18 protein-coding genes are annotated in these 24,319 nt (G+C 70.0%); 11 read left to right on the forward strand and 7 right to left on the reverse strand.

Annotated elements, in window-relative coordinates; all coding sequences use genetic code 11:
- Positions 1–490: 490 nt before the first annotated feature.
- Together AC08OV_RS08990 and ccrA are read right to left on the reverse strand one after the other, a co-directional pair.
- On the reverse strand, positions 491–1,207 hold the full coding sequence (locus tag AC08OV_RS08990) for an ATP synthase F0 subunit B (RefSeq protein ID WP_476592801.1): 717 nt from the start codon (positions 1,205–1,207) through the stop codon (positions 491–493).
- Between the two features lie 72 nt (positions 1,208–1,279).
- Positions 1,280–2,629, reverse strand: a complete 1,350-nt coding sequence (ccrA, locus tag AC08OV_RS08995) for a crotonyl-CoA carboxylase/reductase (RefSeq protein WP_476614950.1) — start codon at positions 2,627–2,629, stop codon at positions 1,280–1,282.
- 173 nt (positions 2,630–2,802) lie between these two features.
- On the opposite strand from ccrA, the gene AC08OV_RS09000 reads away from it, so the two are divergent.
- From AC08OV_RS09000 to AC08OV_RS09015, 4 genes are all read left to right on the forward strand, one after another.
- A complete protein-coding gene (locus AC08OV_RS09000; RefSeq protein WP_011438065.1) occupies positions 2,803–3,360 on the forward strand; it encodes a SigE family RNA polymerase sigma factor in 558 nt (185 codons plus the stop codon).
- Positions 3,357–4,349 (forward strand): FG-GAP repeat domain-containing protein, encoded by a 993-nt coding sequence (locus tag AC08OV_RS09005; RefSeq protein ID WP_476614951.1) that lies wholly within the window; start codon positions 3,357–3,359, stop codon positions 4,347–4,349. The genes AC08OV_RS09000 and AC08OV_RS09005 overlap by 4 nt, the downstream gene beginning before the upstream one ends.
- 212 nt (positions 4,350–4,561) lie before the next feature.
- On the forward strand, positions 4,562–5,746 hold the full coding sequence (locus AC08OV_RS09010) for an acetyl-CoA C-acetyltransferase (protein WP_476614952.1): 1,185 nt from the start codon (positions 4,562–4,564) through the stop codon (positions 5,744–5,746).
- Between the two features lie 26 nt (positions 5,747–5,772).
- Positions 5,773–6,225, forward strand: coding sequence for a cupin domain-containing protein (locus tag AC08OV_RS09015; protein ID WP_476614953.1), 453 nt, complete (start codon positions 5,773–5,775; stop codon positions 6,223–6,225).
- Between the two features lie 27 nt (positions 6,226–6,252).
- On the opposite strand, the gene AC08OV_RS09020 is transcribed toward AC08OV_RS09015, so the two are convergent.
- Positions 6,253–7,785, reverse strand: a complete 1,533-nt coding sequence (locus tag AC08OV_RS09020) for an ATP-binding protein (protein WP_476614954.1) — start codon at positions 7,783–7,785, stop codon at positions 6,253–6,255.
- 227 nt (positions 7,786–8,012) lie between these two features.
- Between AC08OV_RS09020 and AC08OV_RS09025 the strand changes: the two genes are divergently transcribed.
- Positions 8,013–8,336 (forward strand): MTH1187 family thiamine-binding protein, encoded by a 324-nt coding sequence (locus AC08OV_RS09025; RefSeq protein WP_462186803.1) that lies wholly within the window; start codon positions 8,013–8,015, stop codon positions 8,334–8,336.
- 141 nt (positions 8,337–8,477) lie between these two features.
- The gene (locus AC08OV_RS09030; protein ID WP_476619531.1) at positions 8,478–9,476 is read left to right on the forward strand and encodes a tetratricopeptide repeat protein; all 999 of its coding nucleotides are present in this window, start codon (positions 8,478–8,480) and stop codon (positions 9,474–9,476) included.
- 71 nt (positions 9,477–9,547) lie between these two features.
- On the opposite strand, the gene glgB is transcribed toward AC08OV_RS09030, so the two are convergent.
- From glgB to AC08OV_RS09050, 4 genes are all read right to left on the reverse strand, one after another.
- A complete protein-coding gene (gene glgB / locus AC08OV_RS09035) occupies positions 9,548–12,052 on the reverse strand; it encodes a 1,4-alpha-glucan branching protein GlgB (RefSeq protein WP_476619532.1) in 2,505 nt (834 codons plus the stop codon).
- Between the two features lie 124 nt (positions 12,053–12,176).
- The gene (locus AC08OV_RS09040) at positions 12,177–13,547 is read right to left on the reverse strand and encodes a maltokinase N-terminal cap-like domain-containing protein (RefSeq protein WP_476613770.1); all 1,371 of its coding nucleotides are present in this window, start codon (positions 13,545–13,547) and stop codon (positions 12,177–12,179) included.
- A gap of 210 nt (positions 13,548–13,757) precedes the next feature.
- Positions 13,758–15,482, reverse strand: a complete 1,725-nt coding sequence (treS, locus tag AC08OV_RS09045) for a maltose alpha-D-glucosyltransferase (RefSeq protein ID WP_476613771.1) — start codon at positions 15,480–15,482, stop codon at positions 13,758–13,760.
- Complete coding sequence (locus AC08OV_RS09050; RefSeq protein WP_476613772.1) at positions 15,482–17,500, reverse strand: alpha-1,4-glucan--maltose-1-phosphate maltosyltransferase; 2,019 nt, start codon at positions 17,498–17,500, stop codon at positions 15,482–15,484. The genes treS and AC08OV_RS09050 overlap by 1 nt, the downstream gene beginning before the upstream one ends.
- Positions 17,501–18,200: 700 nt before the next feature.
- Between AC08OV_RS09050 and AC08OV_RS09055 the strand changes: the two genes are divergently transcribed.
- The 5 genes from AC08OV_RS09055 to AC08OV_RS09075 all read left to right on the forward strand — a co-directional run bounded on the left by AC08OV_RS09055 (position 18,201) and on the right by AC08OV_RS09075 (position 24,309).
- Positions 18,201–18,776: a TerD family protein gene (locus tag AC08OV_RS09055; RefSeq protein ID WP_462186837.1), complete on the forward strand. Its 576-nt coding sequence runs from the start codon at positions 18,201–18,203 to the stop codon at positions 18,774–18,776.
- A 350-nt stretch (positions 18,777–19,126) separates the two neighbouring features.
- Positions 19,127–20,299, forward strand: a complete 1,173-nt coding sequence (locus AC08OV_RS09060) for a DUF475 domain-containing protein (protein ID WP_476613773.1) — start codon at positions 19,127–19,129, stop codon at positions 20,297–20,299.
- Positions 20,300–20,475: 176 nt separating this feature from the next.
- A complete protein-coding gene (locus AC08OV_RS09065) occupies positions 20,476–21,153 on the forward strand; it encodes a TerD family protein (RefSeq protein ID WP_476613774.1) in 678 nt (225 codons plus the stop codon).
- A 63-nt stretch (positions 21,154–21,216) separates the two neighbouring features.
- On the forward strand, positions 21,217–22,578 hold the full coding sequence (locus tag AC08OV_RS09070; protein ID WP_476619533.1) for a hypothetical protein: 1,362 nt from the start codon (positions 21,217–21,219) through the stop codon (positions 22,576–22,578).
- Positions 22,579–22,638: 60 nt separating this feature from the next.
- Positions 22,639–24,309: an Hsp70 family protein gene (locus tag AC08OV_RS09075; RefSeq protein ID WP_476613776.1), complete on the forward strand. Its 1,671-nt coding sequence runs from the start codon at positions 22,639–22,641 to the stop codon at positions 24,307–24,309.
- The last annotated feature ends 10 nt before the right edge of the window (positions 24,310–24,319 follow it).

The following is a 24,319-nucleotide window of genomic DNA, read 5'->3' on the forward strand; positions in this document are numbered from 1 at the left end:
GCCGGGCCGGCGGCGGATGACCGGCATCGGATCGTTGACGGCGAGGTGGTGGACCGGGGCGAGTGGGTCGCGGGCCCGCCGGCCGGCGATACCCGGGGTGCGGGTTTCCGCACCCGGCGGGATCGGTTCCGGGCATCGGGCAGACCCGCTCGCGGGCGGTGACGAGGAAGGCGCGCCGACGCCGGGACCGGCCGTCGGATGCGCAGCGCGGGCACCCGGTCTGTTGGTGGACGCCGGATCCGGTCGTCGTCCTGCGGGACGGCGAGTGGGTGGTGCGACCAACGAGTGGCGCGGCGACCACCAAGGTCTACCGGTGTCCCGGTTGTGATTATGAGATCACTCCGGGCACCGCCCACGTGGTGGTCTGGCCGCCCGAGCGGATCGAGGACCGTCGACACTGGCACCGGCCATGTTGGGAACGCCGGTGCCGAGCGGCCCGGCCGCGCGTCCGTGACGGCTGACCCCACGGGACGACGGCCTCCCGTGCGGGCTAGACCCCGCGGGAGTTCGCTGCCGCGGGCAACGCGTTCGGCTCGCTGCCGAGCGCCTTACGCTCCTCGGGCGGCGGTGCCTCGATGGAGGCGATCGACGCGGAGGCGGCGGTCAGCTTGTCGCGCAGCGCGCCCAGCTGGGCCGTCACCTGGTCACGCAGGGTGGCAAGTTGCGAGGTCACCTGCTCGCGCTGGCGCTCGAGGTCGGCCAGCCGACGCTTCGAGTCGTCCTCGGCCTGCGCGGCCGTGGCCCGAGCGACCTCGACGATCCGTTCGGCCTCCGCGCGGGCCGTCGAGACGATGGCCGCGGCCTGCTCGTCGGCGTCGCGCAGGGTCTTCTCCCGGGTCTGCTCGGCCTCGGTGACGATCCGGCGGGCCTCCTCGAGCTGGGCGTCGGCCTCCCGGGTGCGTTCAGCCCGAACGGTGGCCGCCTCCTCCTCGGCGAGCTGGAGGATCTGGGTAACGCGGCCACCGAACTCCTCCCAGGCGGGACGGTTGGCGGCCAGATCGTCGCGTACCCGGGCCGCCTCGGTCGCCGCCTCCGACGCGGCCGCCTCCGCCGCCGCCCGGTGCGCCTCGGCCTCGCGTAGCTGCTCGACGAGCCAGTTCACGTGATGGGTGACCTGATTGGGGTCGTAGCCACGGCGCACCAGATCAAAGGCGGGGGGCCCGTCGGTCTCGCCGGCCATTGGGATGAGATCGGTGTGTTCGGTCATAGGACCTCAGCATCTCAGACGGTCAATGTGAGCGTGAGGGGAGTCGGCTGTCGGCCTGGCCGATTTCCGGGTTTATACGCCGCGGAACCGGTTGATTGCGGTCAGGTGGCGGGAGCGGAGTGCCTCGTCGCGGACACCCAGCCCCTCAGCCGGGGCGAGACACAGCACGCCCACCTTCCCCTGGTGGACGTTGCGGTGCACGTCGTAGGCGGCCTGCCCCGTTTCGGTGAGCGGGTAGACCCGGGACAGGGTCGGATGGATCATCCCGCGCATGATGAGCCGGTTGGCTTCCCAGGCCTCCCGGTAGTTGGCGAAGTGCGAGCCGACGATGCGCTTGAGGTTCATCCACAGGTACCGGTTGTCGTACTCGTGCTGGAAACCGCTGGTGGAGGCGCAGGTGGCGATGGTTCCGCCGCGGCGGGTCACATAGACGGAGGCGCCGAAGGTCTCCCGGCCCGGGTGTTCGAGGACGATGTCGGGGTCGTCGCCGCCGGTGAGCTCGCGGATGCGCTTGCCGAACCGCTGCCATTCCCGGGGGTTCTGGGTGTGTTCGTCGCTCCAGAACCGATAGGCCTCGGCGGCGCGGTCGATGATCAGTTCGGCGCCGAGGGAGCGGCATATGTCGGCTTTTTCCGGCGAGGAGACGATGCAGACCGGGATGGCCCCGCCACGCAGCACGAGCTGGGTGGCGTAGGAGCCCAGGCCCCCGGACGCGCCCCAGACGAGAACGACGTCGCCCTGTTTCAGGTTCGCGCCGTTGACCGAGACCAGTTGGCGGTACGCGGTCGAGTTGACCAGGCCGGGTGCGGCCGCCTCCTCCCAGGTCAGGTGCGCGGGTTTTGGCATGAGCTGGTTGGTCTTGACCAGGGCGAGCTCGGCGAGTCCACCAAAATTCGTCTCAAATCCCCAGATTCGTTGCTCGGGATCCAGCATCGTGTCGTTGTGGCCGTCGGGACGTTCGAGTTCCACGGACAGACAGTGGGCGACGACCTCGTCCCCGGGGGACCAGGCCTGTACGCCGGGCCCTGTCCGTAGCACAACTCCGGCCAGATCCGAGCCGACGACGTGGTAAGGCTGGTCGTGACGGGATGCAAGCGGAGAGGTTCGGCCGTAGCGCTCGAGGAAGTTGAAGGTGGGGATCGGCTCGAAGATCGACGTCCAGACCGTGTTGTAGTTCACGGAAGAGGCCATGACCGCGACGAGGGCTTCGCCGGGACCGAGCTCCGGGGTCGGCACGTCGTCCACGTGCAGGGAGCGACGGGGGTCCTTGTCCCGGGACGGCACGCCCTCGAACATCCCGATTTCGTCCCGGCGCACGACCATGGCGCGGTAGGACTGGGGGACCGGGAGGGAAGCGAACTCCGCCCGCCGGGCGGGCGACGGAGGGCTCTGGGCAATGATCGCTTCGAGAATGTCCTTCACGGTCGGCCTCCGGTAGGACGCTGGTGCTGGTGGCGGATAGACGGCAGATGTTACCCATAGGTGGGAGGCGGGGTCGCGGGATGTGGAGGCTGTCTGTTTCGTGCGCGACGCGATAGAACTTTTGGGACAACTTCGAGTGCTCGGTACGCGTCCAACTGGGTGTGATCGCGCCCATGACTGTCGTGGAAGGGTGGCGGCCCGTGCCTGCACGGAGCGACGCCGCCCGTAGCGATGTCGCGCGGGACGCCGATGCCGCCCTGACCGCGTTGTACTCCGAACACTATCGGTCATTAGTTCGTCTTGCAGCGTTACTACTTGACGACCTCGGCCTCTGCGAGGAGGTTGTGCAGGACGCCTACATCCGCGTCCACGCGGCCTGGGGGCGGCTCCAGGACCGGGACAAGGCCTTGGCCTATCTCAGGCAGACCGTCGTCAACCTCGCACGTTCGACACTGCGTCGTCGGCTCGTCGCTCTCAAACACGCTCCCAAGCCGATGCCCGACGCCGCGAGCGCCGAGGAGGGCGCCTACTCCCTCGTCGAACGGGCGGCGGTCATCCAGGCGTTGCGCGAGCTGCCCCGCCGGCAGCGGGAGGCGGTGGTGCTGCGGTACTACGCCGACATGTCCGAGGCGGACGCCGCGGCGGTGATGGGCTGCAGTGTCGGTTCCGTCAAGGCGTACACCTCCCGGGGGCTGTCGGCGTTGAGCGGCAAGCTGGAGGGCCTGCGGTGAGTGGTCTGGAACCGGAGGAGCTCGCCCGCCTGCTCACCGAGGCGGTGGAGCCCATCCGGCCATCGCCGGACGCCTACCGGCAGATCCGTGCCGGGATCGACAGTCGGCGCCGGTGGCGTCTGCCGCTGATGACGGCGGGCGGGATGGTCATGGCGGCGCTCATCGGGCTCGCCGTGGTGGCGCTGCGGCCCCCTCCGCCGAGCAACGAGCTCGTCGAGCCGGCCGTCCCGCCGCTCGTGACCGCACCCGTGACGGGGCCGAGCCGGACACCCGTCGCATCCTCGACCGGCGGCACCGGCCGTTCCACCAGGGCCGGCGATGGGTCCGGAGGGGGAGCGGCGACCTGGTCGGCGACTACCTCGCCGACCGTCCTCCCGACCACCAGCGTGCCCTCCCCGCCCGTCACGGCCGGCCCGTCAGCCAGCCCGGCGACGGCGACCCAGGGCAGCCCCCAGCTGCCGACGGCCGTCGTGAAGCCGGCGGTGGCGGGCGACGTCGACGGCGACGGCCGTTCTGACCAGGTGCGGGCGACCGGGAGCAAACTCGAGGTCGTGTTCTCCCGGGACGGAACTGTCGGGCAGGTCGACCTGGGCGCGATCGTGGTGCCCCTGCACCACACGGTCGTCGACATCGACGCCAACGGGTTCGGCGAGATCCTGGTGCAGACCACGTCGAGGAGCGGGATGGACAACTACGCGCTGGTGCGCTACGCCAGCCTCGACACGCTGGCCCCCGTCCAGCTGCCGGCTCAGCTCACCCTCGCCGCCGGGGTCCAGGGCAACGTCGGCGCCGGGTTCCGCTGCATGGACCGGGCCCTGCGGATCAACAGCGGGACCTCGACCGACGGTTCGCTGTTCACCGTGGCCACGACCATCCTGGCGCTGACCCCGGAGGGCCTGGCCGCCCAGGACAGCCGGTCCGACCAGGTACGCCTGCCGGCGGACCCGGCCACCTCGCCATTCGTGGCAGCCTGCGGCCAGCTGTCCTGACGGTCCGCTTCTCTTGGCCGTCCCGCGGGTCCGGCTAGGTGTTTTTGTCCTTGGGGACCGGAATCGTGGCCGGGCATCTCGGGCATGATCACGTTATCGTGTCAGGGACGGCTGTTCTCGGGGCTGCCGCCACGAGACGACGCCACCGCAGGCCGTGTGCCGGCGCCGTCCCGGCCCGCCCCAAAGATCTTCCTGGAGATGAGGAGGCATCCATGCCTGGTTCCGTGATCGTGGCTGGAGCGCGGACACCGTTCGGGAGACTGTCGGGCGCGCTGAAGAGCTTCACCGCGACGGATCTCGGTGGCATCGCGATCTCGGGTGCCCTCGCGCGGGCCGGCCTGTCCGGTGACGCGGTCGATTATGTGATCATGGGGCATGTGATCCAGGCCGGCGCGGGCCAGATCACCGCCCGGCAGGCGGCGGTCGCTGCCGGCATCCCGCTGTCGGTGCCCGCCATCACGATCAACAAGGTCTGCCTGTCCGGCCTTGATGCGATCGCCCTGGCCGACACGTACATCTCCAGCGGGGAGTTCGACCTTGTCGTCGCCGGTGGGATGGAGTCCATGACCGGCGGCCCGCACCTGCTGCGCTCGCTGCGCTCCGGGGTGAAGTACGGCCGGGCCGAGCTGCTCGACGCCACCGAGCACGACGCGCTGTTCTGCGCCTTCGACCAGATCGCGATGGGGGCGAGCACCGAGCGGTACAACGCGGGGCTCGGCATCAGCCGGGCCGAGCAGGACGAGTTCGGCGTCCAGTCGCATCAGCGGGCCGCCGCCGCCATCAAGAACGGGCTGTTCGACGACGAGATCGTTCCGGTCGCGGTGCCGCAGCGCCGCGGCGAGCCGCTGGCCGTCAACCAGGACGAGGGCGTGCGTCCCGACACCACCGCCGAGGTGCTCGCGAAGCTGCGGCCGGCCTTCGACGGCAACGGCACGATCACCGCGGGTTCGTCGTCGCCGATCTCCGACGGCGCCGCCGCCGTCATCGTGGCGAGCCGGGCGAAGGCCGAACAGCTCGGCCTGCCGATCCTCGCGGAGGTCGGTCACCACGGCTTCGTGGCCGGTCCGGACACCTCCCTGCACTCCCAGCCCTCGCGCGCCATCCTCGCGGCGCTGGCCAAGGAGCGGCTCACCCCGGCCGATCTCGATCTCGTCGAGATCAACGAGGCCTTCGCCGCGGTCGTCATCCAGTCCATGCACGACCTCGGGATCGGCCCGGAGATCACCAACGTCAACGGCGGCGCGATCGCGATCGGTCATCCCGTCGGAGCCTCCGGTGCCCGGATTGCCCTGACCCTGGCCAACGAGCTGAAGCGCCGCGGCGGCGGGATCGGCGCCGCCGGTCTCTGCGGCGGCGGCGGCCAGGGAGACGCCTTGGTGCTGCGCGTTCCGGCGTGACGGCCGGCCTCGGGGAGGCTCCCGGGATGACCCGCATCGACGACCCCGCGACGCCGGCCGGCGACCTGGTGCGGGAGCTCGGTCTCGAAGCACATCCCGAGGGCGGCTGGTACCGCCGGACCTGGGCCAGTCCCGACCAGATCGATGCACATGGCGGCAGGCGCCCCGTCATGACGTCCATCCTGTTCCTGCTGCGTCCGGGAGAGATGTCCCGCTGGCATCGGGTGGCCTCGGCCGAGATCTGGCTCTGGCAGGGCGGTGGGGCCCTCGATCTCACCCTCGGCGGGTCGGGCCGGGCGCCGGTCGCCGCCGACCGGCGGATCCTCGGACCCGATCTGGCCGCGGGCCAGGCGCCGCAGCTCGTCGTGCCGGCCGGCGAATGGCAGACCGCGGCCCCGCGCGATGGACAGCACGTTCTGGTCGGCTGCGTGGTGGCGCCTGGCTTCGACTTTCTGGACTTCGAGCTCTTCCCCGCCTAAAGCGCCGTTCGGGGCGGCCCGGTCAGGTCAGCTCGGGGCGGTCATCGCGGTGGTGAGCGCGGCTGCCGCGGCGACTAGGGCGCCGGGATCCAGCGGGATCTTCAGGACGTCCACGGCGCCGGCTCGGCGCAGGTGCGCCCGCTCGCGGGGGTCGGTGTCCTCGCTGAGGACCAGGGCCGGGATGACGCCGGCGGTCGGGTCCGCCGCGAGCTGGGCGAGCAGTTCGGCCGCGGTCGTGTCGGGCAGGTCCCGGTCGAGCAGGATGAACGCCGGCCGGGCCCCCCGCACCGCGTCGAGGGCGAGACCGGCGCGGGGAACGGTCACGGTGTCCGCGGCCAGGAAATCGGTGAGGGTCTCGGCGACCAGGGAACGCAGGGCGGGATCGCCGCTGACGTGCACGACCCGCAGGCCGCCGGGTGCGGGAGGACGGCCGAGGGCGACCGTGCCGGACTCGCCGGAGCGATATGGGAGACCACCGTAACTGCCCCCGAACCCGCTGTTATCATCGAGATCCTCGAAACGCAGGTCGACCGCGTCGAGCACGACGGCGAACACGCTTCCCACGCCGTACCGGCTGGCGACGGTGAGCACCCCGCCCATCGCCGTGACCAGGGCGTGGGACAGGGCGAGGCCCAGCCCGCTGCCCTCGATTCCGCTGCGCTCGGCGCCGAGGCGCTCGAAGGGCCGGAACAGTCGGTCGATCGCCCGGGGGGAGAGCCCCGCGCCGTCGTCCTCGACCTCGATACGGATCCGCGAGCCGGTGATGGGCACGATGCCGACGCGCACGCTGCCGCCCTCCCGGCCGTACTTCAGCGCGTTACCGACCAGGTTGAGCAGGACCTGCCACAGGCGGCGGCGGTCCGCGTCGGCGACGAGCGGCAGCGCCGGATGGATCACCCGCCGGATGCTGCGCTGCGCCGCGAGCGGTTCGACGAGCTCCACCACGCCCTGGACGATGTCGAGGACGTTGACCGGCCCCTTGTTGATGTCCCCCCGGCCCGCGCGGAGCCTGGCTAGGTCCAGCACGTCATCGATCAACGCCTGCATGTGGCGGCCACCGGTGATGATCCGCTCGACGTCGTCGTGGAGGTCGGGGGTGAGCGGTTCGAGTTCCAGCAGCTGCGCGAAGCCCAGCATGGCGTTCAGCGGGGTCCGCAATTCGTGGCCGAGCCGGGCGATCAGTTCGTCCTTGGCCCGTGACTCGTTCTCGGCGACCTCGCGGGCGCGCTGGTCGCTGGTGTCCCGAGCGATGACGACCAGCCCGCCCTCCGGGTCGACCCGGACCGTCACGTGATGGGGCACGGTGGCCCCGGCCAGGTCGACGAGTCCCACCGAGCCACGCCACTGCCCGGTCCGCCCCAGCGCGGTCGTCACCGCCTCACCGAGAGCGAGGCGGAACGCGGGGTCGACGACGTCGACAAGGTCGCGCAGATGGGGGACGCGGGGAACCCGGTCACCGAGGAAGGCACGGGCGGCGGCACCCATGTCGGTGACACGACCATCCGCGCCGACGACCACAGCCAGGTCCGTCAGCGCGTCGAGCAAGATGCGTGACCCCACCTACGCCTCGTTATCCGTCTTCTTCCACCCCACGGCGGGCAATGGTAGGGCGTACCGTCAGAGGCCGTTGTCCCGGGTTTGCTCAACTGGATCGCCGGCCGGTTTTCCCGCGACGTTTCGTGACATGCAAATAGCTTACCGACGACCTCGGTGCATCGGCGTAGCAGGGTAGTGGCCCTGCGTTGTTCGACGCGCGGTGAGCGGACTGTCGTGATAAGTCTGACCGCATGCTTGTTGCCTTCAGTGTCACGCCCATCGGTCAGGGCGAGGGGGTCGCGGATCTGGTCGCCGAGGCGGTCCGGGTGGTGCGGGCCAGTGGGCTGCCCCATGAGACGACCGCCATGTTCACCACGATCGAAGGCGAGTGGGACGAGGTGATGGACGTCGTCCGCCGGGCCACCGAGGCGGTCTCGGCCCGTGCTGGCCGGGTGAGTCTGGTGCTGAAGGCCGATCTTCGCCCGGGAGTCACCGACGCTCTGCACACGAAGGTCGCCGCGGTCGACCGGTTGCTGGCCGGGGACGAGACCGGCACGGACGTCACTGATCGTTGACCACCGGCCGCTGCCTGCCGGCCGCTGCCCGCCGGCCCGGATTGGGGATCTGGGTCTGACCCCGGGCGAGGCGGACATGAGGACCGGGAAAGTCGTCCGGTGCCGAGTCCACGGACCGGAACCAGATGCCACGATGGAGGCATGCAACGTAGGCCACCAGTCCCATCCAGATCGCCGCGCGGTGCGGGAGGCGCGGGAGGCGCGGGACGTCTGCCCGAAAGCCTCGGCGGTCTGCGCCTCGCCGGCGCCGTCCCGCTCGACCCCAAGCCGGCGACCCCGCCTCCCCCCGCCAGTAGCGCCGCCACGGCCGCGCCGGACGCCCGTCCCGGCGCGCCCGCCGGGCCCGTGGTCATCGACGTCACCGAGGCGAGCTTCGCCACCGACGTGGTCAGCCGGTCGATGCAGGTTCCCGTAGTGCTGGACTTCTGGGCCTCCTGGTGCGGCCCGTGCAAGCAGCTCAGCCCGATCCTGGAGAAGCTCGCCGCGGTGGACGGCGGCCGGTGGATCCTCGCCAAGATCGACGTCGATGCGAACCCGGGCCTCGCGCAGGCCGCCGGCGTGCAGGGCATCCCCGCGGTGAAGGCGGTGATCGGCGGGCGGATCATCGGGGAGTTCACCGGCGCCGTGCCCGAACGGGAGGTGCGGAGCTGGCTCGATCAGCTGCTCTCCCTGGTCGACGAGGCGATGGGCGGAGTCCCGGGCGCGGCAGCCGTGGGCGGTCCCGCCCGTGACCCACATGTGGCGGCGGCCGAGGCGGCGCTTGCCCGTGGCGACTTCGACACCGCGGTCGAGTCCTACCGCATCCGGCTCACCGAGGCGCCCGCGGATCCCGAGGCCCTGACCGGGCTCGCGCGGGCCGAACTGCTGCGCCGGGTGCGTGGGTACGATCCGGTGGACATCCGCAACCGGCTGGCGGCGAATCCGGACGACGTCGAGGCCGCGGTCGCCACGGCCGACCTGGGCATCGCGCAGGGAGCCGTGGCCGGGGCCCTCGCTGGTCTCGTCGAGGTTGTCCGCCGGACGGCGGGGCCGGAGCGGGAAAGGGCCCGAGCGCACCTCGTCGGGCTGTTCCAGGCGTTGGGTGACGAGGAGCCCGCGGTGGCCCCGGCCCGACGCTCCCTGGCAGCTGCCCTCTTCTGAGCGTACGGTAGTCGAGTTGTGGGGAGCCAGGCACGGTCCAGGGACCGCAGACCGTGCTCAGGTCCCCACATTCACTGGCCGGCAGAAACCCCGAAGGGCGTCCGGTGCGGGGAGAGCCAGATGGCCCCGAGGGGCGGCAGCGTCAGGGTTGCCGAGGCGTCGAGACCGTGATGCGGCTCCTCGACAGCCTGGACTGAGCCGAGATTGCCGATGTTGCCGCCGCCGTAGCGGTACCCGTCAGTGTTGAGTATCTCGCGCCAGCGGCCGGGGAACGGCAGCCCGATGCGGTAGCCCTCGTGCCCGATGCCGGCGAAGTTGGCGACGCAGGCCAGCACGCCGCCCGCCGGGTCCTCGCCCGACCAGCGCAGGAACGAGAAGACGTTGTTCTCCGCGTCGTTCGCGTCGATCCAGGAGAAGCCCGCCGGGTCGGCGTCGTGTTGGTACAGGGCCGGGATCGTCCGGTAGAGCCCGTTCAGGTCGCGCACGAGGTCCGCGACACCGGCGTGGGCGGGATCGTCCAGCAGAGGCCATTCGAGGGACGCAGACTCGTTCCACTCGTTGTCCTGGGCGAACTCGCAGCCCATGAAGAGCAGCTTCTTGCCGGGATGCGCCCACATGTAGGCGAGCAGCGCCCGCAGGTTCGCGAGCTGTGCCCAGCGGTCGCCGGGCATCTTGCGTAGCAGGGAACCTTTGCCGTGGACCACCTCGTCGTGGCTGAACGGCAGGATGAAGTTCTCCGAGTATGCGTACACCATCGAAAAGGTCATCTGATGGTGGTGGTACATGCGGTGGATCGGCAGCCGGGAGTTGTAGTCGAGGGTGTCGTGCATCCACCCCATGTTCCATTTGAAGCCGAAGCCCAAGCCGCCGAGGTGGGTGGGGCGGGTGACCCCGGGCCACGCGGTCGACTCCTCCGCGATCATCATTGCGCCCGGGAAACGGCGGTAGACGGTGGCGTTGGTCTCCTGCAGGAACGAGACGGCATCGAGGTTCTCCCGGCCGCCGTGGATGTTGGGCAGCCAGCCACCCTCCGGCCGGGAGTAGTCGAGGTACAGCATCGAGGCGACCGCGTCGACGCGTAGTCCATCGATGTGGAATTCCTCGAACCAGTACAGGGCGTTTGCCACGAGGAAGTTGCGCACCTCGGGGCGGCCTAGGTCGAAGACGTAGGTACCCCAGTCGGGCTGTTCACCGCGGCGTGGATCTGGATGTTCGTACAGGGGGGTGCCGTCGAAGCGGCCCAGCGCCCAGGTGTCCCGGGGGAAGTGCGCCGGCACCCAGTCGACGATCACCCCGATGCCGGCGCGGTGCAGCGTGTCCACGAGGTGGCGGAACTCGTCGGGGCTGCCGAAGCGGGCCGTCGGGGCGTAGTAGGCCGACACCTGGTAGCCCCAGGAGCCGCCGAAGGGATGCTCGGCCACGGGCAGCATCTCCACGTGGGTGAAGCCGTTCTCGACGACGTACGCGGTCAGCTCCTCGGCGAGCTCCCGGTAGGACAACCCGCGCCGCCAGGAGCCCAGGTGGACCTCGTAGACGCTCACCGGTTCGGTGCGCCAAGCCGTCCGGGCCCGCCGGTCGAGCCACGCGCCGTCATTCCAGGTGAAGTCGGAGGCGAACACCACGCTCGCGGTGGCCGGCGGCACCTCGGTGTGGAACGCCAGCGGATCCGCCTTCTGCCGCCAGATCCCGTCGAAGCCGAGGATTTCGTACTTGTACCGGGCGCCGGTGCCGGCGCCGGGGACGAACAGCTCCCAGATCCCGGAGCGGCCGAGCGAGCGCATCGGGAAGGCGCGCCCGTCCCAGAAGTCGAAGTCGCCGACGAGCCGAACCCCCCGCGCAGAGGGGGCCCACACGGCGAAGCTGACCCCGGTGACCGTGGCGCCGCCCGGCGTCGTCAGTGCGCGCGGATGTGCCCCGAGCACCTTCCAGAGCTGTTCGTGCCGGCCCTCAGTGATCAGATGGAGGTCCATCTCACCGAGGGTGGGCAGGTGCCGGTAGGGGTCGTCGACGAGGTACGAGCCGTCCGGGTAGGTCACCTCGATGCGGTAGTCGGGCAGCACTCCCGGCACGGCCACGCCGAACACCCCGCCGCTGTGCAGCCGGGTGGCCGGGTACCGGGCCGGCCCGACGAGGACGGTCACGGCCCTCGCGTCGGGGCGCAGCACCCGCACGACCGTGGCGTCGCTACCGGGATGCGGGTGCGCCCCGAGCAGCGCGTGCGGGTCGTGATGCGCCCCGCTGACCAGCCGCTCCAGGCCGTCCCGCTCCAGGCCGTCCCGCTCCAGGCCGTCCCGCTCCAAGCCGTCCCGCTCCAAGCCGTCGTGGGGCAGGCCGACCGAAGGGGCGACCGCGACTGCGGGCGGGGCCGCGGGCGGGGCCGACGGCACGGCGGGATCGTCGGCGGTCTGTCCAGGCTGGGTGGCGGCGGACGAGGCGTCGCAGTCCGCCAGCGCCACCCGGCCACCGCCGTTGCGGACGGCGGTATCCACCCCTCCGGGGTTCGGTCGGTCGGGGGCGAGCCCGGTGGCCAGGCGTCCCGTCCGCGCCGTGCCGTTGTTGACGTCGCCGTTGTTCACTGGGACACCCCTGCCTCTCTGCGCGATGATTTTTTCGGGTCTTCTGTCGGGTCTTCTGGCTGATCCGCGCCCGGGCGCCGGCACCGCTGCCGGGCGGCCGCCGCGGCCCGGGGTGGGCCGTGGCTCACCCCGCCGACGGGCTGGACCGGGTCAGTCGTCCCACCGAGGACAGCGGGATCCCGATCCACCCCGGTCGGTGGCGGGCCTCGTACAGGATCTCGTACACGGCCTTGTCGAGCTCGAACGCACGCAGCACCACGGCATCCTCACGAGGATCGCGGCCGGCCGCGGCACCGTAGCCCCGGCAGAACGCCTCCCGGTTGCGATCTGCCCACTCCTGGGCGCGGTAGGCCAACGACGGCTCGTCACCGCGTTCGAGCAGCATCGACCGGGCCGCGTAGTCGAACGAGCGCAGCATCCCGGCGACGTCGCGCAGCGGCGACTCCAGCCCCACGCGGTCGGCGACCGGGCGGACCGGCTCCCCCTCGAAGTCGAACAGCACCCAGCCCGAGTCGACCCGCAGGACCTGACCCAGGTGCAGATCGCCGTGCAGCCGTTGGAAGGGCCGGGGATGGACGGCCTGCGCCGACGCCCCCGTCACCTCGTCGTAGCTCTTGCGGATCGCCGCCTCGAAGGGACGCAGCTCGGCGACGGCCTCGACCGCCGCGTCCAGCCGGCCATGCAGGTAGGTCACCAGGGACCGCAGGGCGTCGGCGGTCGCGAGCCTCGTTGGCAGCGTCCGGGCGAGGTCGGCGTGCACCTCGGCGGTGGCGGTACCGAGCCGCTCGGCCTCCGCGGCGAAGTCGCCGCCGACCTCGTCGGCGTGCAGGTCAGCCTCGGCGTACAGGTCGCGCACGCTGGCCAGCGCCAGCCGCCAGCCCTCGGTGCCGCTGCGCAGGTACTCCTGGAGGAATCCGAAGGTGGTCGGTGTCCCGTCGACCCGGCCGGAGTACCAGGCGACGGGGCGGGCCACGTGCGTGCTGCCCGCCTCCGCCAGCGCCCGGGTCACCTCCAGATCGGGGTTGACGCCCGGCCAGAGCCGCCGGAACACCTTGAGGATGTAGGCGTCGCCGTAGACGATCGAGGTGTTGGACTGCTCGGCGCCGACGGCGTGGGCGGGCAGGATGCCCAGTGGTTCCAGCGCCTCGGCGACGAGGCCGTCGCGGTGTGTCGACCGGCGGAGGAAGCTCAGCAGGGCCGAGCTGCCATCGGGGTCGTGCAGGCCGTCGTAGACCAGGCCGCCGGCACTCTCGCCGATCAGGAAGCCCTCGTGGCCGAAGGGCGCGTCCGAGCGGATGACCACCGGAACCTGGTAGTGGTCCGACGGGCCGTGGTCGTAGTCGACGTCGACGACGAGCAGCCGTAGCGGTTCGAAGACCATGACGTCGTGGCGGATCCGCAGGCCGCCCCCACCTCTGCCCTTCCCGGCGAACCAGCGCTGCCGGGGGAGCCACTCGCGCAACAGGCCGGTCAGTTCCGCGTGGTGGTCACCCATCATCGACCTCCCGGTGCCCGTCCTCAACGATCATTATGCCAGCTAACCTAACGTCGACTGCCTCGATAGCAGCCTTTCGCCCGACCCGGGCCGGCCGCGCGTCGTCCAGGCGGTTCCGGTGCTCCTTGACTGTTCCTTGACTGTTCCTTGACCGACGGTCCCCGACGGCCTCCGTTGCCCCGGTCCGTTGCCCCGGTCCGCCCAACGCGGCTAGGGGGTGAATTCCCCCGGTCTGGTCACCGCGAACCAGTAATGTCCGTGACCTGGCAGCGTCAGCAGGTAGGGAAGCTCGCCGATCGGCGGGAAGTGCACCCGGCCGAGCAGTTCCACCGGAACCAATCCCTCGAAACGACGCAGATCGAGCTCCACCGGCTGGGCGAAGCGGGACAGATTCGCGACGCACAGGACCCGGTCGTCGCCGAACTCGCGGACGAAGGCGAAGATCGAGGGATTGGACGCGCCAAGCTCGGTGTAGTCGCCGAGCCCAAAGACCGGATGACGCTTGCGTACCTCGATCATCCGCTTGGTCCAGGCCAGGAACGAGGTCGGCATGCGCTGTCCGGCCTCGACGTTCAGGGCCTGATAACCGTAGACCGGATCCATGATCAGGGGAAGGTACAGCCGGGCCGGGTCCGCGGTGGAGAAACCGGCGTTACGGTCCGGTGACCACTGCATCGGAGTCCGGACGCTGTCCCGGTCGCCCAGGTAGATGTTGTCACCCATCCCGATCTCGTCGCCGTAGTACAGCACTGGCGAGCCGGGCAGCGAGAGCAGGAGCGCGGTGAACAGCTCCATCTGGTCACGGCTGTTGTCCAGCAGCGGCGCCAGCCGGCGACGAATGCCGATGTTGGCCTTCATACGTGGATCTTTCGCGTATTCGGCCCACATGTAGTCCCGTTCCTCGTCGGTCACCATTTCGAGCGTCAGCTCGTCGTGGTTGCGCAGGAAGATGCCCCACTGGCAGTTCGGTGGGATCTGGGGCGTCTGAGCGAGAATCTCCGAGATCGGGTAGCGGGACTCCCGCCGGACCGCCATGAAGATGCGCGGCATCAACGGGAAGTGGAACGCCATGTGACACTCGTCGTCGTTGCCGAAGTACTCGACGACGTCGGAGGGCCACTGGTTCGCCTCGGCGAGCAGCACCCGGTCGGCGTACTTGGCGTCGACCTCCTTGCGGACCCGTTTGAGGTACTCGTGGGTCTCCGGCAGGTTCTCGCCGTTGGTGTTCTCCCGGACATAGAGGTAGGGGACCGCGTCGAGCCGGAACCCGTCGATGCCGAGATCGAGCCAGAAGCGCAGGACCTCCAGCATCGCCTCCTGGACCTCGGGGTTGTCATAGTTCAGGTCGGGCTGGTGGGAGAAGAAACGGTGCCAGTAGTACTGACCGCGGACCGGATCCCACGACCAGTTCGACTTCTCGGTGTCCACGAAGATGATCCGGGCGTCCGGGTACAGCTCGTCGCTGTCGGACCAGACGTAGAAGTCCCCGAACGGCCCGTCGGGGTCGGCGCGGGACGCCTGGAACCAGGGATGGGCGTCCGAGGTGTGGTTCATCACCAGATCCGCGATGATCCGGATGCCCCGACGGTGGGCCTCGTCGACCAGGCTGACGAAGTCGCCGAGGTCGCCGAATTCCGGCAGGATCTGAAAGTAGTCACTGATGTCGTAGCCGCCATCACGCAACGGCGAGGAGTAGATTGGTAGCAGCCATAGACAGTCGACGCCGAGCCACTCCAGGTAGTCGAGTCTGGAGATCAGACCGCGAATGTCCCCGGTGCCGTCGCCGTTGGAGTCCGCGAAGCCGCGGATGAGCACCTCGTAGAACACGGCCCGCTTGAACCAGTGCGGGTCGCGTAAGGTCTCCCCGCCCGGCATGGCGGGGGCCGGGCCGGGGGTGTGCTCGCCGATCGGTTCGCTGAGAGGCTCAGAATCCATCACGGCCGGGCCCGCACAGCGAAGACGTGCGCGGGCTCGACCGCCGGGTCCAGCCGCACGTAGTTCTGCTTGCCCCACGCGTAGGCGGCACCAGTGATCTCATCGGTGACCTCGAAGGAGTCTTCCCAGCCGAGGCCGAGGGCCGGCATGTCGAGCCGCACGGTGGTCTCCCGGGGAGCGTGCGGGTCGAGGTTGACGACGACGAGCACGGTGTCGGCAGCGGCCGTGTCCCCGGGACCCGTGTCGTCTGCCCGCAGGGAGCCCACCCGCTTGGAGAAGACCATGATCTCGTCCCCGTCGGCATGGTGGAAGTGGAGGTTGCGCAGCCACTGCAGGGCGGGGTGGGCGCGGCGGATCTGGTTGAGTCTGGTCAGGTACGGCGCGAGCGACTGGCCCGCACGCTCCGCCGCGGCCCAGTCGCGCGGCCGGTACTGGTACTTCTCGGAGTCCAGGTACTCCTCGCTGCCCGGTCGGACCGGGGTGTTCTCGCGCAACTCGTACCCGGCGTAGACGCCCCAGGTCGGCGACAGCGTCGCCGCGAGCACCGCCCGGATCTGGAACGCCGCCGGGCCGCCGTGCTGCAGGTACTCCGGTAGGATGTCCGGGGTGTTGACGAAGAAGTTCGGCCGCATGTAGTGCGCGGCCGACACCAGCTCGCGCGCGTACTTCTCGAGCTCCCACTTCGTGTTGCGCCAGGTGAAATAGGTATATGACTGGGTGAAACCGACCTTGGCGAGTGTGTGCATCATCGCCGGCCGGGTGAACGCCTCCGCGAGGAAGAGCACATCCGGTTCGGTCGACTTCACCTGGGCGATGAGCCATTCCCAGAACTCGACGGGCTTTGTGTGCGGATTGTCGACACGGAAGATTCGTACTCCGTGTGCAGTCCAGTACCGGACAACGCGTAGTATCTCCTGGTAGAGCCCGGTCGGGTCGGCATCGAAGTTCAGCGGATAGATGTCCTGGTACTTCTTCGGCGGATTCTCCGCGTAGGCGATGGAGCCGTCGCTGCGCACGACGAACCACTCCGGGTGATGCTTCGCCCATGGATGGTCCGGCGCGCACTGCAGGGCGAGGTCGAGCGCGATCTCCATGCCCAGCGAGCGTGCCCGGGCGACGAACAGGTCGAAGTCGTCGATCGTGCCGAGGCCGGGATGCACGGCGTCGTGGCCGCCGTGTTCGCTGCCGATGGCCCACGGCGAGCCGGGGTCTGTTGGACCGGGAGTGAGGGTGTTGTTGGGACCCTTGCGGTTGACCTCGCCGATCGGATGGATCGGCGGCAGGTACACCACGTCGAAGCCCATCGCCGCGACCGCGGGCAGGCGTTCGGCCGCGGTGAGGAAGGTCCCGGACCGGGGCGGGTCGAGGCTCGCGCCCTCCGAGCGCGGGAACATCTCGTACCAGCTGCCGTAGAGGGCGCGCCGACGATCCACCCACACCCGGTACAGCGGCGAGCGGGTCACCAGCTCGCGCAGCGGGCAGGCGTCCAGCAGGCTCACCAGCCGAGGATCGAGGGCCGCGGCGATCCGGTCGCGGGGGTCGGTGCGATTGTCGTCGCGCAGCGCGGCCACGGCGAGGGCGATCTCCGCCCGGCGCGGTTGGGGGACCCCGGGCAGGGCCCGCAGCAGCAGGCGCGCACCGTCCTCGAAGTCCACCGCGAGTTCGTCCGTGTTCTGGCCCGCGCCGACCTTGAGGGCAATACCGTGCCGCCAGGTGGCGAGCGGATCGGCCCACGCCTCGACCCGATATCCCCACAGGCCTTCGGTCCCGGCGGTGATCTCCGCCTCGTAACGGTCGGTCCCGGGGCCAGCGGACCGCATCCGGGTGAACGGAGTTCCCTGCCCGTCGGGACCTGACAGCACGACGTTCGCGCCGATGAGGTCATGACCCTCGCGGAACACCGTTGCACCGACGGTGAGAATTTCGCCAGTGACCGCCCGCGCCGGCCACTGGCCACACGAGACGGTCGGTGTCACATCGGAGATGACAACCCGGCCTACTGAACGTCCGATCATCATGACGACCTTATCCAGACGAACCACACCTCAATGGTCCGCCCTGCACGTGGCGATTGGCGACACCTCTGTGTGAACTGCCCGCGACCATCGCATGGGCGATTGTTGTCGTTGGGGTGGGTCGGTCCGTCCCGCCCGGATGGCCCGCGCTGAAGGCGATGTTCCCCAGTTGTGGCCCTGTCGAACGTCCGAACCTCCTCCGTTGTGGTGTTCCGGGTGCGGGGTCGAGGCCGGAGCGTCACCGGGCCCCGGCGGCGGACGCCCGGCGCATTCCGGAATCATTGTGGTGATGTTGTGTGGTGGGGTCGGGGTAGCTTGGGTGGTGTTCCGCCGCGGTTACCGGCGCGTAAAGGGGTGGTTTGATCGTGGAGGGCGAGCGGCACCGGGACGATCCGGGCGGAGCCGGCGCGGCAACGGGACGGCGCCGGGGCGGTGTGGCGCCGGCCGCGGGAACCTCGCGGCCCACTCGTTCGTCCCGCAGGGCACAGTACTCCGGCCACGTGGCCTTCGCGGGCGGAGAGTCACTGTGGCGTTCACGCCGCGCAGTAGGCTGCCGGCGCCCGGACACCCGGGGACACCCGGGGCGCACCTTGCCCCGGGTCGACGGCTTCCGCGGGGGGCCGCCTGAGCGGCCTCCGAGACATCTGAACAGCGGCAACATCTGAACAGCGGCCCTTTCGAACAACGCACAGCAGGAGGAGCAGTGGGAGTCAGCCTCAGCAAGGGCGGCAACGTGTCGCTGACCAAGGAGGCGCCCGGACTCACCAACATCCTGGTCGGACTCGGCTGGGACGTTCGGAGCACAACCGGCGCGGACTTCGACCTGGACGCGAGCGCTATCGCGTGCCGGGCCGACGGCAAGGTCGCATCGGACGGGCACTTCGTCTTCTTCAACAACCTCAAGAGCCCCGACGGCGCGATCGAGCACCAGGGCGACAACCTGACCGGCGAGGGTGAGGGCGACGACGAGGCCATCATGGTGAACCTCACGACCCTGCCATCGGAGATTGACAAGATTGTCTTCCCGGTCTCGATCTATGACGCGGACTCGCGGCAGCAGAGCTTCGGCCAGGTCCGCAACGCCTTCATCCGGATCGTCAACGGCGCCGGCGGCAGCGAGATCGCCCGCTACGACCTCACCGAGGACGCCTCCACCGAGACGGCCATGGTGTTCGGCGAGGTTTACCGGCACGGCGCGGACTGGAAGTTCCGAGCCGTCGGACAGGGCTACGCCTCGGGTCTGACCGGGATCGCGCGCGACTTCGGCGTCAACGTCTGAACCCCGGGTGCGCGGTCGGGCTCGGTCAGGCGACCGGGCCCGACCTGCCGGCGGGTCTGACCGGGCCGGTGGGTCCGGACGGCCGGTCCGGTAATGACCGGATGCTAGAGATCCGGCCGTGTGTGGGTGACATGTACAGATAAAGCGATACACATCGGGTGTAGCACTTTTGTCAGGTCGCGCCCACCAGACGAGCAGTTACGATGCCGACGACCGCCGCACCGGGCCAGTAGGCCGGGGACGATGCGGTCTCCGGTGATGCTTGAGCGATGCGGGATCCGACGGACCGCGGATCCGCCCGCGCGGCGCGGCCGGGATCTGGCGACCGGTCCGGGAGGGTGTTGGTAGGCGTGCACGCCTTGCGGATCTTCGGATGGTCCTTGGCGATCACTGTTATCGGGGTGGCCGCGACGGGGGTGATCGGTGGCCCCCGGGCCGCGGCGCTTGTCGCGATCCTCGCGGTGCTCGAGATCAGTTTGTCCTTCGACAACGCCGTCATCAACGCGACGATCCTTGGCCGGATGAGCCAGTTCTGGCAGAAGATCTTCCTGACGTTCGGCATCCTGATCGCGGTGTTCGGCATGCGTCTGGTCTTCCCGATCGCCATCGTGGCGCTGACCGCGCATCTCGGTCCGGTCGAGGTCTTCGACCTGGCGCTGAACGACAGTGCCCGGTACGCGGAGAAACTGGATGACGCGCATCCGGCCATCGCCGCGTTCGGCGGGATCTTCCTATTCATGCTGTTCCTGGACTTCTTGTTCGACCCCGAACGGGAGATCCAGTGGATCAAGAAGCTGGAGGAGCCGCTGCGCAGGGCGGGCCAGCTCGATGTGGTTCCGATCGTGCTCGGGCTCATCGCCCTGCTGGTGGTCGGCCAGGCCTTCGCCGGCGGCCACCAGCAGCAGGTGCTGCTCTCCGGGCTGGCGGGGCTCGCGACCTATCTGGGCGTGCGGGGACTCGGCGAGTTCTTCGAGGCCCGCGGTGTGGGCGCCGATGACGACGACTCCGGCTCCGCCGCCGAGTCGGCCGGCTTGGCCCCGGCCCGGTCGAACGGCACCGCCGGCCCGCCGAAGTTGGTGCTCGCCACCGGCAAGGCCGCCGCGTTCCTCTTCCTCTACCTCGAGGTCATCGACGCGTCGTTCTCATTCGATGGGGTCGTCGGTGCCTTCGCGATCTCCCGGAACATCTTCATCATCGCGGCCGGCCTCGGGATTGGCGCGATGTACATCCGGTCCCTGACCGTCTACCTGGTCCAGCGGGGCACCCTCGGCGAATACATCTACCTCGAGCACGGTGCCCACTATGCGATCGGGGCGCTGGCCGTCATCCTGGGCATCTCGATCGAGACCGAGGTTCCGGAGATCGTCACCGGTATCATCGGGGTGGCTTTCATCGGTCTGTCGCTGCTGTCCTCCATCCGCCACCGGTCCGCCGAGCGCGGTTCGGCGGGTGCCGGGTCCGTCCCGGACGAGGGCGAGGGCGGCCCGGGGCAGCCACGGGAGGTCGTCGGCGCCCCGCTGTAGCGCCGTGCGCCGGGCGGTGACAGCTGCCCGGCGCAACCGGGCCCGGGCGGTCGGTCTGGAGAGCACCGCCGCGGATGTGACATCGTCTGTGACATCGTCGGGTACCGGCGTCCGATCCTGCCAGGCGATGATTATCTGATCATGGATGACACCCAGCTACCGCGAGGGAGCGGACCATGGGCATCGACTACAGCAAACGTCCCGCCACCCCGGCGGCCGGTTCCGGCTCGGTCTCACTGAGCAAGGTGACACTGACGAAATCCGCGCCGACCGTCTCGCTGAGCAAGCAAGGCGGTGGCGGGCGGCTGCACGTGAACCTCAACTGGAACCAGCAGCCGGGCGGCGGCCAGCAGAAGGGCGGCTTCCTCAAGCGGGTGCTGGGCGCCGCGGGCGGCGGCATTGATCTCGACCTCGCCGCGTTGTTCGAACTCTCCGACGGCCGTGCGGGTGTGGTCCAGGCCTTGGGCGATGCGTTCGGCTCCTTCACGGACCCCCCCTTCATCAACCTCGACGCGGACGACCGCACGGGCGCCGCGCTCGGTGGCGAGAACCTGTACGTGAACCTCGCCGCCATCTCCCAGATCCGCCGCATCCTCGTGTTTGCCTTCATCTACGAGGGGGTGGCCTCGTTCGACCAGGCCGACGCGGTGGTCACCCTGACTCCGGCGCAGGGTGCCCCGATCGAGGTCCGGCTGGACGAGCGGGCCGGCGGCGTCCGGATGTGCGCCGTTGCCCTGCTGACCAATACCGGCAACGACTTCAAGGTCAGCCGGGAGGTCCGCTACGTCAGCGGTCACCGCGAGCTTGACGAGGCCTACGGCTGGGGCCTGAACTGGACCGCTGGCCGCAAATGACGCCGGTAGCCCGCGATGAGCCATCCGGTCCCGCCGCCCGTCGGCGAGGAGGATCGATACTCGATGTTCCAGCCACGTCGCGAGCCCTCACCCGAGCGGACGCGCGCCGACCGCGAGAGCTCCGACCAGCGGGCCCACCCCGGGGACCGATCTCATCCTGATCGTGACCCGGCTTCCGGGCAAGGCCGGGAGCGGCCCGGGCGATACTCCGCCGATGATCGCGGCGGGCCGGTGCCCGGCGCCGAGCCGGGCCAGGCCGACCCGGCATACGCCGATCCTTCGCGGGCGGCCGGCTGGGAGCAGGGCCGGAGACGGCAGGTTCCGGTAGACGCCTATCCGCCGGGGGAGGACCGGTTCCCGGCACGGAACGCCTCGGCATGGTCCCCCTCGCCGCCGAGCCACGGCGGGTCGAGTGGCTACGGGGACCATGCCGGATCGGGGTATGGGGCACGGGATGAGTTTCCCGGCGCAACCGACCCGTTTCCCGGCGCCGGACCTTGCGCGGACGGCAGCGACTACCCTGGCGACGGTTCCTACGCCCCCGACGGTTCCCGGCAGGAGTACCTCGAGAACGGTGATCTCCGGGACGGCGGTTCCGAGGGCGGGGACCTCGGGGCGGCTGGCCCCGAGGATGCCGGGCCCGAGGATGCCGGGCCCGAGGAGGTCTGGCCCGAGGACATCCGGCCCGAGGAGGTCTGGCCCGAGGACATCCGGCCCGAGGAGGTCTGGCCCGACGAGGCCGGGCCCGGCGGGCCGGAGCCGGCCGTGGCATCCGAGCACGCCGGACCGGCGACGCCGACACGGTCCCCGACAGGCCCGGATCAACGGGATGGGGAGCGCGGCCCGGCCGGCCACGGCGGCACCGCGGCTCAGGATGATCAGGTTCCTCAGGGCGGCCCGGCGGATCAGGACTGCCCCGCGGGCAGCCCGGGCCCTGACTGCGGCGGGACGGATCTGGTGGGTTCGATCGGTGCTGTCCAGGCGGTGGCGCTGGAACGCCTCGCGAGCCGCGTCGACGAATTGGCCCGGCTACGGCGGCACGATACCCAACTCGTGGACCGATTGCACGCTGAGAATGCTCGGCTACGTAGTGGTGAACTTACCGAAGCCATGGCCCCCCTTCTGCGGGGGTTGATTCGACTTCATGATCAAATGGATAGCCTGGGGGCCGACGATCCGCAGAGTGTCGCCGGCATCCTGCGTAAGCAGCTGCTCCAGGTGCTCGATGTCGCTGTGGACGTCCGCCCGTATACAGCGGTGCCGGGCGGGACCTTCGACCCGGCGCGGCACCTGGGGGTGCGTCGGGTGCTGACGGACGACCCGGGACGGGACGGGACGATCGCTCGTACTGTTCGTCCGGGCTTCGTCCGCGGCGAGACCACGGTCGTCCGACCGGCGGAGACCGAGGTCTACCGATCGCGCTGAGCCGCGGAGGGCGGGCACCGCGGCGAACGCTACGAGGCTTGTGAAGGGAAGAATTAGACGGTGGCAGGCACCAAGGTGTTCGGGATCGACCTGGGCACGACCTACTCCTGCATCGCCCAGGTCGACGAGTACGGCCGACCGGAAGTGATCCGCAACATCGAGTCCCAGCCGACGACGCCTTCGGTCGTCCTGTTCGACACTGGGGCGGAGGGCCCAACCTCTTTCGTGGTGGGAACCCAGGCCAAGCGCCAGGCTCGCATCCGTCCCGACGACGTCGCCCGGCTGGTCAAGCGGCACATGGGCGCGTCGGACTGGCGGTTCGTGGCGCATGACGCGGAGTACAGCGCCTCCGCGGTGTCGAGCCTGGTGCTCAAGGCGCTCGCCGCGGACGCCGAACGCGCGACCAGTGTCCCGGTCACCGATGTAGTGATCACCGTGCCCGCGTACTTCGGTGACGAGGAGCGCAAGGCGACGAAGCTGGCCGGCGAGCTCGCCGACCTCAACGTGGTCGACATCATCAACGAGCCGACCGCCGCCGCCTTCGCCTACGGATTCGGCCAGGACGGGGCCGAGGAGTCGACCGTGCTGGTCTACGACCTCGGCGGTGGCACGTTCGACACCACGGTTATCAGGCTGAGCGAGGGCGCGATCACCGTGGTCGCCACGGATGGCGACCACGAGCTGGGCGGTGCGGACTGGGACAATGAACTCGTCCGCTACCTGGCGCAGAAGTTCACCGAGGCGCAGCCCGACGCGGGCGACCCGCTCGACGACGTCTACGACGAGCAGGAGCTGCTGGCCGCGGCCGAGGACGCGAAGCTGGCGTTGTCCGGCCGGGACAGCGTCGACGTGCTGGTCGTGCACAACGGCAGACGCACAAGCGTGCCGGTGACCCGGACCGTCTTCGAGGAGATCACCGGCCCGCTGCTGCGGCGCACTCTCGACCTGACCGGCTCGGTGCTGGCGCGGGCCCGAGAGAAAGGCGTCGAGAAGATCGACTTGTGCCTGCTGGTGGGGGGCATGAGCAAGACACCGGCGGTGGCCCGCCGGCTGCAGGAGTCCTTCGGGCTCACCTCCCGGCTTGCCGATCCCGATCTTGCCGTCGCCAAGGGCGCCGCGGTGTACGGGCAGAAGAAGGCGCTGGAGCGGGAGGTCCACGCGGACCTGGTCGCCAGCGGGCATCTACGTCCCGACCAGGAACTCGCCGCAGCTGACGCCGTGGACGTGGAGAAGGCGGCCGCCGCCAGCGCCGAGGAGGCGGGACTCGCGACCGCCTCCGTGGTTGATCTCGTCCGCACGAAGGTGACGAATGTCACGTCGCGTGGCTTCGGGATCTTCGCCGAGGACCGGGGCGCACCGGTCGCGGCCTTCCTCGCCCGCCAGAACGACCCGCTGCCTATCGCCGTCACCCGGACCTTCTACACCGTCGTCGACGATCAGGCCGAGGTGGACATCCGGGTCTTCGAGCAGGGCACCACCGCCGAGTCCACGGCGATCGACGACAACAAGGTGATCGTCGCCGGCTCCATCAGCGGGATTCCGCCTGGCCACCCGTTGGGCACCCCCGTTGAGGTGACCTTCACGATGGGCGGGGACCAGACGATCCAGGTCACCGCCTCGCACGAGGGCGCGGCCACCCCCCTGGTGCTCGAGGTGCGCGCCGGGGTCGGCTCGGAGGAGATGCGGGCCGTCGAGTCGGCGAAGGTCAGCCTGCTCAAGCAGCGGGACTGAGACCCCGCGG

Source organism: Frankia sp. CeTa3Moorea (genome assembly GCF_978021225.1).

What these genes read in the sequence shown, in the direction of transcription:
- AC08OV_RS09000 (WP_011438065.1), top strand. Translation starts at nt 2,803, where the DNA reads ATGACTGTCGTGGAAGGGTGGCGGCCCGTGCCTGCACGGAGCGACGCC.
- AC08OV_RS09040 (WP_476613770.1), bottom strand. Translation starts at nt 13,547, where the DNA reads ATGGGTGACCACCACGCGGAACTGACCGGCCTGTTGCGCGAGTGGCTC.
- AC08OV_RS09065 (WP_476613774.1), top strand. Translation starts at nt 20,476, where the DNA reads ATGGGCATCGACTACAGCAAACGTCCCGCCACCCCGGCGGCCGGTTCC.
- AC08OV_RS09010 (WP_476614952.1), top strand. Translation starts at nt 4,562, where the DNA reads ATGCCTGGTTCCGTGATCGTGGCTGGAGCGCGGACACCGTTCGGGAGA.
- AC08OV_RS08990 (WP_476592801.1), bottom strand. Translation starts at nt 1,207, where the DNA reads ATGACCGAACACACCGATCTCATCCCAATGGCCGGCGAGACCGACGGG.
- AC08OV_RS09050 (WP_476613772.1), bottom strand. Translation starts at nt 17,500, where the DNA reads ATGATGATCGGACGTTCAGTAGGCCGGGTTGTCATCTCCGATGTGACA.
- treS (WP_476613771.1), bottom strand. Translation starts at nt 15,482, where the DNA reads ATGGATTCTGAGCCTCTCAGCGAACCGATCGGCGAGCACACCCCCGGC.
- AC08OV_RS09030 (WP_476619531.1), top strand. Translation starts at nt 8,478, where the DNA reads ATGCAACGTAGGCCACCAGTCCCATCCAGATCGCCGCGCGGTGCGGGA.
- AC08OV_RS09015 (WP_476614953.1), top strand. Translation starts at nt 5,773, where the DNA reads ATGACCCGCATCGACGACCCCGCGACGCCGGCCGGCGACCTGGTGCGG.
- AC08OV_RS09025 (WP_462186803.1), top strand. Translation starts at nt 8,013, where the DNA reads ATGCTTGTTGCCTTCAGTGTCACGCCCATCGGTCAGGGCGAGGGGGTC.
- AC08OV_RS09070 (WP_476619533.1), top strand. Translation starts at nt 21,217, where the DNA reads ATGTTCCAGCCACGTCGCGAGCCCTCACCCGAGCGGACGCGCGCCGAC.